Annotated in this window: 15 protein-coding genes; 7 read left to right on the top strand and 8 right to left on the bottom strand. The window is 72.6% G+C overall.

The features are described from left to right. From ACFE76_RS05895 to ACFE76_RS05885, 3 genes are all read right to left on the bottom strand, one after another. Window positions 1-827, bottom strand: an 827-nt coding sequence (locus tag ACFE76_RS05895; protein WP_375430821.1) for a DUF222 domain-containing protein, incomplete at its 3' end; no start/stop codon positions are given. Further along, entirely contained in the window at window positions 824-1,111 is a 288-nt protein-coding gene (locus tag ACFE76_RS05890; protein ID WP_375430820.1) for a hypothetical protein, read from the bottom strand. The genes ACFE76_RS05895 and ACFE76_RS05890, both read right to left, overlap by 4 nt. 155 nt (window positions 1,112-1,266) lie before the next feature. Continuing rightward, window positions 1,267-2,361 carry a methylenetetrahydrofolate reductase C-terminal domain-containing protein gene (locus ACFE76_RS05885; RefSeq protein WP_375430819.1) on the bottom strand — a complete coding sequence of 365 codons (1,095 nt, stop codon included), beginning with the start codon at window positions 2,359-2,361 and terminating at the stop codon, window positions 1,267-1,269. Window positions 2,362-2,405: 44 nt separating this feature from the next. Here ACFE76_RS05885 and ACFE76_RS05880 point away from each other — a divergent pair, with 44 nt between their 5' ends. After that, a complete protein-coding gene (locus ACFE76_RS05880; protein WP_375430818.1) occupies window positions 2,406-3,143 on the top strand; it encodes an SDR family NAD(P)-dependent oxidoreductase in 738 nt (245 codons plus the stop codon). 104 nt (window positions 3,144-3,247) lie between these two features. After that, entirely contained in the window at window positions 3,248-4,075 is an 828-nt protein-coding gene (gene ppk2 / locus ACFE76_RS05875) for a polyphosphate kinase 2 (protein ID WP_375430817.1), read from the top strand. Here the strand turns inward: ppk2 and ACFE76_RS05870 are convergent. After that, entirely contained in the window at window positions 4,033-4,872 is an 840-nt protein-coding gene (locus ACFE76_RS05870; RefSeq protein ID WP_375430816.1) for a helix-turn-helix domain-containing protein, read from the bottom strand. The two genes, ppk2 and ACFE76_RS05870, sit on opposite strands and share 43 nt — an antisense overlap. Before the next feature lie 87 nt (window positions 4,873-4,959). Here ACFE76_RS05870 and ACFE76_RS05865 point away from each other — a divergent pair, with 87 nt between their 5' ends. Beyond that, window positions 4,960-5,808: a phytanoyl-CoA dioxygenase family protein gene (locus ACFE76_RS05865; RefSeq protein WP_375430815.1), complete on the top strand. Its 849-nt coding sequence runs from the start codon at window positions 4,960-4,962 to the stop codon at window positions 5,806-5,808. 4 nt (window positions 5,809-5,812) lie between these two features. Here ACFE76_RS05865 and ACFE76_RS05860 read toward each other — a convergent pair whose 3' ends face one another. Further along, the gene (locus ACFE76_RS05860) at window positions 5,813-6,772 is read right to left on the bottom strand and encodes a phytanoyl-CoA dioxygenase family protein (protein ID WP_375430814.1); all 960 of its coding nucleotides are present in this window, start codon (window positions 6,770-6,772) and stop codon (window positions 5,813-5,815) included. Between the two features lie 100 nt (window positions 6,773-6,872). Between ACFE76_RS05860 and ACFE76_RS05855 the strand changes: the two genes are divergently transcribed. Continuing rightward, window positions 6,873-7,745 carry a helix-turn-helix domain-containing protein gene (locus ACFE76_RS05855; RefSeq protein WP_375430813.1) on the top strand — a complete coding sequence of 291 codons (873 nt, stop codon included), beginning with the start codon at window positions 6,873-6,875 and terminating at the stop codon, window positions 7,743-7,745. A gap of 17 nt (window positions 7,746-7,762) precedes the next feature. On the opposite strand, the gene ACFE76_RS05850 is transcribed toward ACFE76_RS05855, so the two are convergent. Genes ACFE76_RS05850 through ACFE76_RS05840 form a run of 3 tightly spaced genes read right to left on the bottom strand, consistent with a single transcriptional unit; the run spans window position 7,763 to window position 10,544 of the window. Continuing rightward, entirely contained in the window at window positions 7,763-9,025 is a 1,263-nt protein-coding gene (locus tag ACFE76_RS05850; protein ID WP_375430812.1) for an NAD(P)/FAD-dependent oxidoreductase, read from the bottom strand. Then, window positions 9,022-9,219 (bottom strand): ferredoxin, encoded by a 198-nt coding sequence (locus ACFE76_RS05845; protein ID WP_375430811.1) that lies wholly within the window; start codon window positions 9,217-9,219, stop codon window positions 9,022-9,024. Before ACFE76_RS05845 ends, ACFE76_RS05850 begins: the two co-directional genes overlap by 4 nt. Further along, window positions 9,216-10,544 carry a cytochrome P450 gene (locus ACFE76_RS05840; protein WP_375430810.1) on the bottom strand — a complete coding sequence of 443 codons (1,329 nt, stop codon included), beginning with the start codon at window positions 10,542-10,544 and terminating at the stop codon, window positions 9,216-9,218. The genes ACFE76_RS05845 and ACFE76_RS05840 overlap by 4 nt, the downstream gene beginning before the upstream one ends. A gap of 73 nt (window positions 10,545-10,617) precedes the next feature. Between ACFE76_RS05840 and ACFE76_RS05835 the strand changes: the two genes are divergently transcribed. The 3 genes from ACFE76_RS05835 (at window position 10,618) to ACFE76_RS05825 (ending at window position 14,275) form a co-directional block, all read left to right on the top strand. Further along, window positions 10,618-11,499 (top strand): helix-turn-helix domain-containing protein, encoded by an 882-nt coding sequence (locus tag ACFE76_RS05835; protein ID WP_375430809.1) that lies wholly within the window; start codon window positions 10,618-10,620, stop codon window positions 11,497-11,499. Between the two features lie 131 nt (window positions 11,500-11,630). Continuing rightward, window positions 11,631-13,112 carry a flavin-containing monooxygenase gene (locus ACFE76_RS05830; protein ID WP_375430808.1) on the top strand — a complete coding sequence of 494 codons (1,482 nt, stop codon included), beginning with the start codon at window positions 11,631-11,633 and terminating at the stop codon, window positions 13,110-13,112. Window positions 13,113-13,327: 215 nt separating this feature from the next. Then, window positions 13,328-14,275, top strand: a complete 948-nt coding sequence (locus ACFE76_RS05825; RefSeq protein WP_375430807.1) for a hypothetical protein — start codon at window positions 13,328-13,330, stop codon at window positions 14,273-14,275. The last annotated feature ends 9 nt before the right edge of the window (window positions 14,276-14,284 follow it).

Raw genomic sequence — 14,284 nt, 5'->3', positions numbered from 1 at the left:
ACCACTGGTCGGATGGTGAGGTGGCATTGGTGGGCGGTCAACCAGGCCAGGAACTCATCCAACGTCCACGCCTCACCCTCTTCGGGCCGAATCATCCCGTGCCCGTCCAGGACAGTGTCGGAACTGACGTGGAAGGTCAACGTCACCCGCGGCCGCGCCGCCGAGAGGTCCGCGGGCAGCGGGAGCGGGCTCAGGTCCAGCGACCGATGGCCCTCCTGCGGCCCAGGCTCGGACCCGGTCGGCTCGCCGTCCTCCGGCTCAGCGTCCCCCGGCCCCTCGTCCTCAGGTTGGGGCTCGACCGGTTGGTCGGGGGCGGGCCGGTCGTGTTGGTGGTCGATCAGCAGCTGCAGGGCGACCGCCGGTTCGCTGAGGATGCCGAACGCTTTCGACCGCAGCACCCCCACCGGGGCCACGTCGCCGTCCGCGGCGAGGATCTCGGCGATCCGGTTCACGGTCGCCATCAACAAGGTGGCGTCGCCTTGGAGGGCGCGGGCCACCACCGTCCGCAAACCGTCCTCAGTCCGACCAGCCCACACATCCCGCGCCGTCTGGGCCCGCTGTTCCCGTTCCTCAGCCTGGGAGGGGTCGGCGTCGATGATTGCCGCCTCGAGGACTTTCTCGAACCGCGGCCACGGCAGCGTCCCGACATAGCCGGTGACCGCCGCATCCACGTCCACGGCCGCTTCCCACGACAGCTGATGGGTCATCTGGGCGATTTTCCGCGCCTGCCAGCCCTTCACCTGCCCGGACTGCACCTGAACCCACAACCGCGGCAGCCGGTAACGCACATCCAGGGCGTCGGCGATCAACCGTTGCGCCGCGATCATCCCCGTCGCCTGCAACGCCCCAGCTCAGCAGCGCAGAACTCCGACACCGCCGGGGTCCCGTCCCCACCCACGAAGCAGGCCCGCTCGATCAACGGCTGATAGTCCCCGGCGTCCACGTCCACCTCGTGGGCGTCCGCCCACGCCGCCGCCAACATCAACGCCTGGCACTCGGCCTGCATCAACGCCCGGTGGTTCCGCTCGAACAGACCGGCCAGCTGACCGACCGAGCAGCGCGTCAGGTCGACCGGCGACCCGCCGGGACCCGTAGACGCTGCTTCGAACATGTGAGCAATTCTAGAGAAGCCCACTGACAGTCATGATGGGAAGAGGTCGCGGAGCCCTGACTCTTCCACCGACTGCCCGTCTCGCTGCGCGACTACGCCGACCTCCGGCCTGCACGACAAGCCAAGAACCTCACCCTCACCGCCCTCGCCCAGCACTACCGCGTCTGGCTCCTCACCGCCTGAAACCCCTTGACAGACATCGGAGCAACAGTTTCCCCCGCCAGCCGCGTACTGATCTCGGCGAGAGCGCCGGCGAAGCTGACTTCCTCGCCGGGCGCGCCACCTCCGGACAGGTTGACCCCGGCGACGCCGTCAATCGCGAGGTAGGACTCCGCCAGCTCGACGGCTGCGGCGATCCCGACGGCCCATGGGTCGGCGGCGGCGAGGACCCGGTCGAGGTAGCCGGCCGGCAGCACGAGCGACGGGAAGGACGCCAGCAGCGCGGCACTGGCGTGGTCGAGGACGATCGGGACGCAGGGGACGAACCGCGGGTCGACGCCGAGCGTACGGACGGCGCCGACGAAGCGGCCGACCTCGGCGGCGCCGCCGCAGTGGTTGACGAAGCAGACCTCGGCGCCGGTCGTGAGCTTTTCGACCAGGCGAGCCGGCCGGTGTTCGGTCGGGGGAGTGGCCGGCGACTCGCCGACCGAGGTCAGCAGACCGGCGGCCGCGCAGAGCTCGGCGAGCTGGGTCGAGTCCAGGTCGAAGACGGGAGCCGCGTCCGGGCGAGAACCCGTGGCGGTGTGGTCACCGGTGACGCAGTGCACCGCCGCGACCCCGACGGCAGCCAGGGCGGCAACCTCGCCCTCGAGGGCCACCCGGTTGCGGTCGCGGCAGTTGAGCCCGGCCCACACCCGTAGCCCCGCCGCCTGGATCAGGCCGGCGCGGAACGCGGGCGGGAACTGGACCCGGCTGCGCGGGGAGTCCCCGGCCAGCACCGCGTGCACCCGTCCGCGCAGCACCGCGGCCGTCGCGGCCACCGATTCGGTGCTGAGCGCGGCCGCCGGGAAGTCCGCGACCACCACCCGGCCGGCGGCGAGCAGCGTCCGCAGCTCGGCCCCATCCGAGCTCGGCGCCTCACCGACCACCGGTGCAGGCGTCAGCGGCTGCCGCGGGACCACTGGCCCGTCCACGAACGAGCACCGGCGGTCACCGAGCTCGCACGAGCCATCAGCGTGCACCCCGCCACAGGGGCCGTGCACCATCTGCTTCGGGCAGTCCGTCGCGGCGAGTGCGGCAGGGTCGGTCACGCTCCGATGATCCCAGCACGACAGCCCGACCTAAGGTCGACCTCATGGAACCGTGGCACCTGAAGGGCAAGATCGTGATCGTCACGGGTGCGTCCTCCGGCATCGGCGAGGCTGCGGCCCGGGTGCTGCACGACGCCGGCGCACATCCGGTGCTGGCGGCCCGACGGGCCGACCGGCTCGAGCAGCTGAGCGACGACCTCGGCGGAGCGCTCGCGGTGGTGACCGACGTGACCGACGCCGGCCAGCGGGCGGCCCTCGTCGACGCGACCCTGGCGCGGCACGGCCGGATCGACGGCCTGGTGAACAACGCGGGCGTCAGCCTGCACCGGCCGCTGGACCGGCTCGACCTCGAGGAGTTCCGGCGCGTCCTCGACCTCAACGTGCTGAGCCTGGTCGGCATGACCCAGGCCGCCCTGCCGGCGCTGCGGGCGAGCGGCGCGGGCCGGATCGTCAACATCAGCTCGGGGACCACCACCATGGTGCTGCCGGGCGTCGGCGCGTACGCCTCGACCAAGTCCGCCGTCAACATGCTGAGCGCCGTCTGGCGGCGGGAGCTCGAGGGCGACCGGGTCGCGGTCTCCCTCGTGCTGCCCTCGATCACCGCCACCGAGTTCGGGGAGGGCACGCTCGTGGCCGGCCAAGAGCTCCGGCCCGGCATGGTGGCGCACAGCGCGGACTACGTCGGTCGGGTCATCCTGCGCGCCCTGGTCACCGGTGAGGAGCGGATCGACCTTCCACACGGCCCGGAGCAGCCCGAGCTGGCCGAGCTTCCGTCGGCCTGAGCCGGGGCGCCTGAGTCCGGGGCGCCTGAGTCCGGGGCGCCTGAGTCCGGGGCGCCTTAGTCCGGGGCGCCTGAGTCCGGGGCGCCAACGGCTACGGTCACCTGATGAGTCCGAAGAACCCGGCCGCCGGTCACCAGCTCCCGCGTGAGCTCTACGAGGCCGAGGTCTTCCGGCTGCAGGCCGAGCTGGTCCGGATGCAGGAGTGGGTCCGGACGACCGGCGCCCGGGTCGTGGTGCTGTTCGAGGGCCGGGACGCGGCCGGCAAGGGCGGCACCATCAAGCGGGTGACCGAGTACCTCAACCCGCGCGTCGCCCGAGTGGCCGCCTTGCCGACGCCGACCGAGCGCGAGCAGGGTGAGTGGTACTTCCAGCGCTACGTCGCCCGGCTGCCCTCGCGCGGGGAGATCGTGCTCTTCGACCGGTCCTGGTACAACCGGGCCGGCGTGGAGGCGGTGATGGGCTACTGCACGCCCGAGCAGCACGAGCTGTTCCTCCAGCAGGCGCCGGTCTTCGAGCAGCTGCTGATCGATGAGGGCATCCTGCTGCGCAAGTACTGGTTCTCGGTCTCCGACGCCGAACAGCTGCGCCGCTTCCGCTCCCGGCTGGACGACCCGGTACGCCGGTGGAAGCTCAGCCCGACCGACGTCGAGTCGGTCAAGCGCTGGGAGGCGTACTCGCGGGCCAAGGACGAGATGATGAGCCGGACGGACACCCCGGAGAGCCCGTGGTTCGTGGTGGAGTCCGAGCGCAAGAAGCATGCCCGGGTGAATATGATGGCCCACCTGCTGTCGACGATCCCGTACGTCGACGTGCCGACGCCGCCGGTCCACCTGCCCAAGCGCGTCCCCGTCCACACCGGCTACGACCGGCCCTCGCGGGACACGTCGACCTACGTCCCCGACCACGCAGCCGAGCTGATCCCGCCGACCTGATGTCGGAAGGCTGAGGGCGCGAGACCCACCCGGGCGGTGAACAGCCGGGAGAAGTAGGCCGCGTCGTCGTAGCCGACCTGTCGAGCGATCTCGGCGACGCCCAGACCGGTCTGGGCGAGCAGCTGCTGGGCTCGGGCCACGCGGGTCCGGATCACCAGCTCGTGCACCGACAGCGAGGTCTGCTCAGCCACCTCGCGGCGCAGCTGCTCGGTCGAGAGGCCGGCCGACCGTGCCCGCTCAGCGACGGAGGCGGGCGTGAACGCCGACGCCACCACCATGTCGGCCGCCGAGTCGGCCCGACGTTCGGGCTCGGCGCCGGCCAGCCCGATCACGGCTGCGGTCAGCGTCGCCCCGAGCAGCTCGGCCCGCCGGCCGGGCGTGGCCGTCCCGGCGCGTAGTCCGGCGAACAGCGGCGCTACCGCTTCGTCGAGCTCGGCCGTGGCGGGGCGTACGGGCTGGTCGCGGCGCCAGGCCCGCAGCGCCTCGTACGCCCTGACCGCCGTGCCCTCGAAGAGCACCCAGCGTTCCCGCCAACCGGCTGCGTCGGGCGCGTAGCGGTGCTCGACCCCGGGATGGAGCCAGATCACCGCCGGCGCGGCCACCTCGACCGGCTCGGGGCAGGGCGGTCCCGCGTACCAGCCGCGGCCCTCAGCGACGATCACCAGCCCGGCCGTCGAGAGCCGCCGGGCACCCATGCCGGGCCAGGCCCGTTGCTCGCCCGCACCGCGGCAGGACAGGCCGCTGTCGCGCAGGGCGGCCGACGCCGGCAGGTAGTGCGCCCACGCGTACTCGCTCATGATCATCGATCATTCCTCACGAAAGTCCATGATCATCTGGTCGATCCTCCATGGTCGCGAAGAGAAGAACCGCCCAGCATGGGTGTGGTGATCACGTCCAACGGCTATGTCCTCGAGGAAAGTCCACGTCGGCTCGGCGAGCTGCACCCGACGCCGACCGCCGAGCGCACCGACCGGGACGCGCTGTGGCGTCGACTGCAGGAGCAGGGCTATCTCTTCTTGCCGGGCTTGCTCGACCCGGACCCGCTCTGGGCCTTCCGGGCTTTCTACTTCGAGTCGTTGCGCGGCTGCGGCCTCTGGGACGAGAGCCGGCCGGCCGTCGACGGATCGGCGGCCGTCACCCCGGTCGACCAGGCCGCCTTGCGGCACGCCCTCTTCGGCACGGTGATCCCCTCGCCGCAGTACCAGGCGCTGTGCGCCCAGCCCGTCCTGCAGAGCTGGTTCGCCTGGTTCCTCGCCGACGAGGTCCACCTGCACCGGCGCAAGATCCTGCGGCACACCCGGCCCGGCGAGAACGGGGTCGGCACCGCCACCCAGGCCCACTACGACCTCGTCTACCTCCGCGAGGGGACCGACCGTCTGCTGTCGGCCTGGTTCCCGCTCGGCGACTGCCCGGTGGAGCTGGGCGGCCTCACCTACCTGGAGGGCAGCCACCACCAGATCATGGCCGAGGAGGCCGCCGGGAAGCACCGGCGCGCCGCCTGGATGACCGCGGACCTGCCCGCGATGGCCGATCAGTACGACAGCCGCTGGCTGCTGGCCGACTACGCCGCCGGTGACGTGGTCGTCCACTCGGCCCACCTCGTGCACGCCGCGACGGACAACGTCGCCGCCGACGGCACGATGCGGCTCTCCACCGACATCCGCTACCAGCGCAGCCGGGACCCGATCGACTGGCGCTGGCAGGACCACTGGCGGCCCGACGACGGCCTGTGACGCCTCAGGCGGGAGGCAAGGCGACGTCGCCCGCGCTGCAGAAGGAACCGGGGCTGCTCACCAGGTGCGCCAGCCGCAGCTCGACCTCCCGGTCACCCGAGGAGTCCGGGCGCAGGTCCTCGGCGGGCTGCCAGGCGAACTCCGCGGCGTCGGGCCGCAGTCGGGCGTGCTCGGCCAGCGCGACCGGCATCAGCCGCATCCGGGCGTCCACCCAGTCCCGGTCCCACGGGCCCTCGCTCAGGATCTGCTCGGCCGGGCGGAACTCGTAGTAGATGGTGCGCCGCAACGGGTTGTCGCGGACGGGCTCTGAGCCGTGCACGACCATCACGTCGTGGAGCAGGACGTCGCCGGGCTCCAGCTCGACCTGGACCGCTCCGGGCGGGGTCCAGCCGTGCTCGTCGCGGACCAGGCAGACGTCGTTCTTCTGCGTCTGGGAACCCGGCACGACCCGCAGCGCACCCTCACCGGCGCGGGAGGAGTCGAGATAGACGTCCACGTTGACGATCCGGTGCCGGCGCGGGTGGACGGCGTCCTGGTGCCAGGGGATCGGGGCGCCGTCGCCCTCGTTCTTGAAGACCAGCGACTCGTACGTCGGCACGAAGCTCGGTCCGCAGAGCGACTCGGCGATGCCCAGCATCTCGGGGGCGCCGAGCAGCGCCAACGACTCGGCCCGGCCCTTGGCGTGCAGGTAGTCGATCCGGTACATCACCTCACCGCTCGGTCGGGAGGCGTACTGGAAGTCGGCCTGGGCCGGGTCGTCCGCCGCGAGGGCGTGGCCGGTGGCGATCCAGGCCGTCGCCGCGTCCTGCAGGTGGCCGAGCAGGTCGGCGGGGATCCAGCCACGCAGCACGAGGTAGCCGTTGGTGTCGAAGAACTCGACCTGCTCGGCGGTCAGGTGGTACGGCGAGGCTGGAGCGGCCGGGCCGGCGGGCCTCGAGGGGTTCGGCGCGAGAGCCAGGGACATGGCGGGATCCTTCGTGGTGTGGTTGGTTGTTCTTCGACCCTAGGCCCGACGAACCGCCCAGCGCCTCCCGAGAAATCCCCTCCCTCTCCTGGATCCTCAGATGTCTGACTCCCGCCACGTCGGTTCGCTGCGGACCGACGACCAGGTCTTCGGCCTGACGTGCTGGAGCGGACGGGCGCTGCCGATGCGCCGAGCGCACCGGCACGACGACATCGAGGTCAACGTGGTGGTGCGCGGCCAGCTCGACTATCTCTTCGGCGGCCGTCGGGTCGTCCTGCCCGCGGGCACCACGAGCGTCTTCTGGGCCGCGCTGCCGCACCAGGTGGTCGCGACGGAGGAGGGCTCGTACGCCCGCTGGCTGACCCTGCCGCTGGCCGTCGTGCTCGGCTGGCGGCTGGCCGAGCCGAGGATCACCGAGCTGCTCAGCGGCCAGCCGTTGGTCACCGCAGCCGCGCTGGAGACGGCGGGGCCCAGCGAGCCCCGCTTTGTCCGGTGGTCCGGCGACCTGGCCGCGACCGACCCGGCGCTGACCGAGATCGCCCTGCTGGAGATGGAGGCCTACCTGCACCGCCTGCTGCGGCTGGCCCGGCCCGGCGACGAGACCGCCACGACCGACCGGCCCGGTACGGCCCGGACCCGGTCCCGCGCCGCGGCGATGGCCGCCGTCGTCGCCACCCGGTTCCGGGACCCGCTCTCGGTCGCCGAGGTCGCCGCCGCGGTGCACCTCAACCCGCACTACGCGATGCAGCTGTTTCGTCAGGCCGTGGGCTCCACGATCGGTGAGTACCTGACCTCGTGCCGGCTAGCGGAGGCCCAGCGACTGCTGATCACCAGCGCGCTGACCGTCGAGACCGTCGCCCACGCCGCAGGCTTCGGCTCGGCCAGCCGGCTCTACGCCGCCTGTGCCGACGCCGGACTGCCGCCGCCCGCCACCTACCGGCGAGTCCAGCAGCAGGCCGCCGGCTGGAGCTGAGACGTAGGGTTCCTCGATCAGCGCAGCGCGGGCAACCGGAAGCGTCGGCCGACCTGGGTCCGGAATCCGGCGAGCGCCCCCGCCAGCCCGAGGCCGACGACGCCCACCAGGTCGTCGTCGCAGAAGTAGCCGACCACGCACTCGTCGTCCAGCCGGCCCTGCAGCAGCCGGATCCCGTCCGGCGGCGCCAGTCCCGGCATCCCGTAGGACTGCAGTCTGATCGCACCCTGGTCACTCCAGAAGGACGGCACCGTCTCCCATGAGGCGTCGACGACGGCCGTGTCGTCGGGGTCGCGCAGCTCGGCGACCAGGACGGCTGCCGCGCGGCGTGCCGTGTCCGTCGGGGTGCTCCAGTGCTCCACCCGGTAGGCGGCGTCGGAGAACCTCCGGTTGGGGAACCGGGCCAGGTCGCCGACGACCGTGACGCCCCGGAGCGGACCCGGCTCGCCGAAGGCTGCGTCCACCACCAGCGGACGCAGCCCGACGTCGGTCAGTACCCCGTCGGCGAGGTCGAGCCCGTGACCGTCCAGCCAGTCGGTGTTGGGACGCGAGCCGACGGCCTCGACGACGAGGTCGGCGGGCAGCTCCGTGCCGTCGGAGAGCTCGACGCCCGTCACCACCGACTCGCCGGTGAGTCGCTCGACCCCAGTGCCGAGGTGGAAGTCGATGCCGAGCGCGGTGTGCCGACGCTGCAGCTCGGCTGCGAGCTCGACGCCGAGCGGCCGCAGCATCGGGTGAGCATCCACGGCGACGCAGCTGACCGCACAGCCCAGGGCGCGGGCGGTGACCGCCACCTCGCAGCCGATGAAGCCGGCTCCGACCACGACGACCCGCGCGTCCGGGGTCAGGCGGCGTCGGAGCGCGGCCGCGTCGTCCAGCGTCCGGACGACGTGCCGTCCGGCTGCGGCGGCCGGGGCCGGGCCGGGGACCTGCAGCCGGCGGGGCGACACTCCCGTGGCCGCGACCAGCGCGTCGAAGCCGAGGTCCGTGCCGTCCGCGAGCGTCGCGACCCGGCCCGCCAGATCGACACCGGTGACCGGTGCTCCGAGCCGCCAGGAGACGTCGGCCGTCGCGCTGCGCGGCCGGAAGGCGAGACCAGCGTGCTCGACGCCGTCCCGCAGCGACTGCTTGCTCAGCGGCGGTCGGTTGTACGGCGCCCAGGGCTCGTCGCCCACCACGAGCAGCTCCCCGGCGTAGCCGGCCGCACGCAGGGCCTCCGCCGTCCGGAGCCCGGCCAGCCCGGCCCCGACGACCAGGACCCGCGGCGTCGGCGCGGTCACCCCTCGATCCGGATGGCCTGGACGGGGCACACGTCGGCGGCCTCCTCGCAGGAGTCGCGCCGGGACTCCTCCGCGACCTCGAGCAACAGCTCCAGCCGACCCTCGGCGCCGATCCGGAACACATCCGGCGCGGAGAACACGCACTGCCCGTGGTCCTGGCACACGTCCCAGTCGACGACCACTCGGAACGTCATGCGACGGCTCCTTCGCGGCTGGCGGTGGCCCGGACCCGCACCGGCACCGGCCCGTCCGCACGCAGGGCCGTCCCGCTGTCGACCAGCCGGGGCGGATGGCCGACCGCTTCGAGGTCGGTCTCGAGAGTGACCAGCGCGACGATCAGCGCGGCCTCGAGCAGCGCGAAGTGGTTGCCTGCGCAGATCCGTGAGCCGGCGCCGAAGGGCAGGTAGGCGTGCCGGGGCAGCTCGCGTCGACGTCCCTCGGAGAAGCGGTCCGGATCGAAGCGCTCCGGGACCGGCCAGGATCGCGGGTCTCGCTGCAGCACGTACGGGCTGACCACCACGAGCGTGCCCGCCTCGATCAGGTGACCGTCCAGCTCGACGTCGGCGACGGCGGTCCGGTGCAGCGCGGGCAGCGGAGGAAACAGCCGCAGCGTCTCCTGCACGACGTGCCGGGTGAGCGGGACCTCGTCGGCGAGCTGCGCCGGGGCGACCCCGCGGTCGAGGGCGTCGACGAGCTCGGTACGCAGCCGGGCGGCGGTGTCCGGCTCGTGCGCCAAGGTGTGCAGTGCCATCGTCGTCGTGAACGCCGTGGTCTCGTGGCCGGCGGTGATCAGCATCACCGCCTCGTCCCGGAGCCAGGACCGGCTGAAGGCCGGGTCGCCGCTCTCGAGGGCCCGGACGAGCACGGCCAGCAGGTCCTCCCCGGTCGTCGGCTCCACCAACCGCTGGGCGACCAGTCGCTGCACGACGACGTCCAGCTCGGCCGTCGCCCGGTCGAGCGCGGCCCGCTCGCCCGCGTCGAAACGGCCGGCCACGGCCGCGTCGATGGCCACCTGGGAGGCGCGCAAGGTCTGGAGCAGGGTGTCGGTGAAGTCGTCGAAGTCGGACCCGAAGACGGTGTCGCCGAGGTTCACCAGGGTGAGCCGGCCGAGCGCGGCCTGCAGGTCGAGCCGTTCCTCCGCGAGCCAGCCGCGAACGGTGCGTTCCGTGTTGCCGACGATGGTCTCGGCGAAGCGTCGGACCGCGCGGTAGGTCAGCTCACGCTGCACGACGAGCCGGCGGGGCCGCCAGTTCGGGGCCACCGCCAGGATGAGCCCGTCGCCCAGCATCGGCGCGGCGGCCCGGGTGATCGGGGTCCAGCGGCTCTCCTCCGGCCAAGCCGTCAGCACCTCGTGCACGGCCGCGGGGTCGCTGACCAGCACCCGCTCTTCCTCGCCGAACCGGTAACCCACCACATCACCCTCCGCCGCCACCTGAGTCAGGAAGCGGAGCGGGTCGCCAGCGTAGGGCGGCAGGGCAGCGGCGACGACGGGATCGAGTCGGGGAGGAGCGGGCAGCATGGGCAGAGGCTAGGCCGCGACCCTCGACCTGCCCAGGGCCGCGATGGTCGAACGTGCACGTTATGGTCGGCGGGTGGTAGTGGTGGACGAACCCGAGGACGTCCAGCTGGCGGGTCGGGCCGACTACGGCCCCGGCCTGGGTCGGATCCGGCTGACCGGCCGGGTGCGGCAGGGCCGGGGGATCGGCGTGCGGACGGTGCGCGCACTGCCGGAGCACTCGCTGATCCTGGTCACCGGCGGCGAGGGCAGCTATCTCGACGGCCGGACCGGCAGCCGGCAACGCGTCCGAGCGGGTTCGCTGATCACCGTGTGCGCCGGCGTGCCGCACTGGTACGGACCGCCGTCCGGCCGGCGCTGGGACGTGCGTTTCCTGGTCGTCGAAGGCCCGCTCTTCGACCTCGCCCGCGACCAGCGGTTGCTCGACCCCGGCCAACCGGTCCGGACCCTCGACCGGCTGCCGTACTGGGTCGGGCGCTTCGACGCCTTCCGGTTGGCTCGTCCGCCACGCTCGGCCGCCGCCCTGCAGGACGAGGCCTGCCGGGTGCTGCAGCTGCTGGTCGAGGTCGCCGACGCCACGTCGCTCCACGCGCCGACCTCCGACGGGGAGGACTGGCTCGACGTCAGCCGGCAGCGCCTCGAGGCCGACCTGGCCGAACGCCTCGACCTGACGGCGGTGGCTGCCGAGGTCGGGATGCCGTACGAGACCTGGCGGAAGGCGTTCCGTCGAGCCGTGGGCACCACCCCTGCCCACTACCGCACGGACCGCCGGGTGGGCGCCACCCGCGACCTGCTCCGCTACTCGACGTTGCCGCTGCGCCAAGTCGCCGAGATCGTGGGGTTCGCCGACGAGCACCACCTGTCCCGCCGCTTCCGGGCCTCGACCCAGCTGACGCCGCGGGAGTTTCGACAGCGGTCGCGGTGGAGCGACGACAGCAGGCCGCCGGTTGGTGGCTGACCCTTCGTGATCCGGCACCGGGACCACGGTGCCCCCGACGACCCGGCTGGGCCTGCGACAGCACCGGAGTACAACTTCCTGACCTGTTCGTATAAAGTATTTTCATTGTCAGCGTTCGGAGGGAGCAGCCCGTGCCTCGTCACCATGGATCGCCGACGGTCGCGGTGATCGGCGGCGGCTTCGGCGGGATCGCGGCGGCGGTCAACCTCCGGCGGCGCGGGATCACAGACTTCGTCGTCTTCGAGCGGTCCGAGGGGCCTGGCGGGACGTGGTGGGACAACCGCTACCCGGGGGCCGAGACCGACGCACCGGCACACCTCTACTGCTTTTCGTTCGCGCCGTACGACTGGACGCGGACCCACGTCCGCCGGCCCGAGCTGCAGGCCTACGTCGACCACCTGATGGAGCGTTTCGCGCTGACACCGCACTTCCGGTTCGGCCGTACCGTCGCCGGCGTCACCTGGGACGAGGCCACCTCGGGCTACGTGCTGAGCGAGGCCGACGGCACCGAGCACCGGTTCGACGCCGTGATCAGCGCGGTCGGCATGTTCAGCGCCCCCCGGGTGCCGCACCTGCCGGGGCTCGACACCTTCGGGGGCACGACGCTGCACACCGCGGCCTGGGACGAGTCGGTCGACCTCAGCGGCCAGCGGGTCGCGGTGATGGGCACGGGCTCGAGCGCCGCCCAGGTCGTCCCCACCATCGCCGGGACCGCTGCGCGGGTGCACGTGTTCCAGCGCCAGCCCGGCTGGCTGCTGCCCAAGAACGACCGCGACCTGACCAAGCGGGAGCGAGCGGTCTTCCGGCTGCCCGGCGTCTGGCGCGCGCACCGGCTGCGGCTCTACCTGCGGCAGGAGCGCCGGGAGGTGGCCGGCGCCTTCTTCCGTCCGGGCACCCGGGCCAACACCGCCGCGCGCGAGGCCGCGCTGGCCCACATCGCCGACGTCTTCGCCGACCGGCCCGACCTGGCCGACGCGGTCACGCCGCGCTACCCGTTCGGCGGCAAGCGGGCGATCCTGTCCAGCCAGTTCTTCGAGTCCCTCGTCCGCGACGACGTCGAGCTCGTGCCGCACGCCCTCGCCGCCTGCACCGAGACGAGCGTGATCGACACCGCCGGCGTCGAGCGCGAGGTGGACACGCTCGTCCTGGCCACCGGCTTCGCTGCGGCGAGCTACCTCAGCACCTTGGAGGTCGTCGGTCGCGACGGCGTCCGGCTGCACGACGTCTGGGACGGCGAGCCGTACGCGTTCCTCGGCATCACCGTGCCCGGCTTCCCGAACTTCTTCCTGCTGTACGGGCCGAACACCAACGGCGGCCTGATCATGTTCAACCTCGAACGCCAGGCCGAGTACGCCGCTCGCGAGATCGCCCGGCTCGGCCCCGGCGGCCTGAGCTCGGTCGAGGTGCGCGCCGACGTCACCCGGCTCTACAACCGCTGGCTGCAACGCCTGATCGCCCGCACCTCCTTCACCGCGACCGACAACTACTACACCGCCGCCAGCGGCAAGGTCGTGACCCAGTGGCCCGACTGCGAGACCCTGTACGCCGTCCTCACCCGGCTGCTGCGCCGGGTCAGCACCCTCGGCCGCCGGACCCGCCGGACCGTTACCTGAGATTCGTGTGCCGGGGTCGGATGGCCGGTCCCGGAGCGCCATGCGCCCCGCCGGTCCCCATGCGCCCCGCCGGTCCCGGTGCGCCCCGCTGGCCGGGCGCATGACGGCTGGCGGGTCGCACGGCTGGTTGTCCACAGGTTTCGCAGTGTCTAGCCGTCATCCACAGCTTCGCGGCGGCCCTCGCGTACCGCGATCCGCCATGGTCGGCTGGCTCCATGAGCGTCCTTTCCGCCCCCCGTTTTGCCGGCTTCACGTCCCACGAGCTGGCTCGGCTCGAGCGGCAGGGCGACGTGGTACGACTGCGGCGCGGCCACTACCTGCCCGCAGACGACTGTGCGGTCGACCCGGCCGCACGACATCGGCAGCTGGTCGAGGCCACCCTGCCGCTGCTGGCGGAGGGTGCGGTGGTGAGCCACCTGTCGGCCGGCGTCCTGCACGGGCTACCGGTCCGGGGCGAGCAGCTGCAGCACGTCCGGGTGACCCGGCAACCGCCGGGTAGCGGCAAGCGTCGAGGCGGAGTGCACGTCCACGTCGCGCCGCTGGACGCTTCTGACGTCATCTCGGTCGACGGGCTCCCGGTCACCTCGCTGGCCCGTACGGTGCTGGACCTCGGTCGGACGCTGCCGCTGACGCAGGCGGTAGCGGCGGGGGACGCGGCTCTTCGGCTCGGGCTGCGCCCTGCCGAGCTCGCAGGTTCGTTGGACGCCGCACGCGGCTGGCGAGGGCTGCCAGCCGCGCGGCGTACCGCGGCTCTGCTGGACGCGCGCAGCGAGAGCGCAGGAGAGTCCGAGAGCCGGGTGATCCTCACCCAGCTGGGACTGGCGCCCACGGACCTGCAGTTCGAGTTGTTGGACGGGTGGGGTGAGTTCGTCGGACGGGTTGACTTCGCCTGGAGAGACCAGCGCACGCTCGGCGAGTTCGACGGACGCGGCAAGTACGACCGGTTGCTGGCGCCCGGGATGGCTGCCTCCGACGCCGTGTACTTCGAGAAGCGGCGTGAGGACGCGTTGCGTGACCTGGGCTGGGAGCTGGTGCGCTGGGGGTCGGCCGACCTGGCGCAGCTCGAATTGTTCGCGGAGCGGATCCGTCGAGCTCTGCGACGCGGCTCGGCGAGGGCCGTGCGCCTCACCAGCCCCGGTGCGCCCCGCCGGCCGGGCGCATGACGGCTCACG

This window comes from uncultured Friedmanniella sp., from assembly GCF_964244005.1.
Lineage (GTDB): Bacteria > Actinomycetota > Actinomycetes > Propionibacteriales > Propionibacteriaceae > Microlunatus.
Note: the sequence above shows the minus strand (reverse complement) of the source record. Positions and strands in the feature narration are given on the sequence as shown.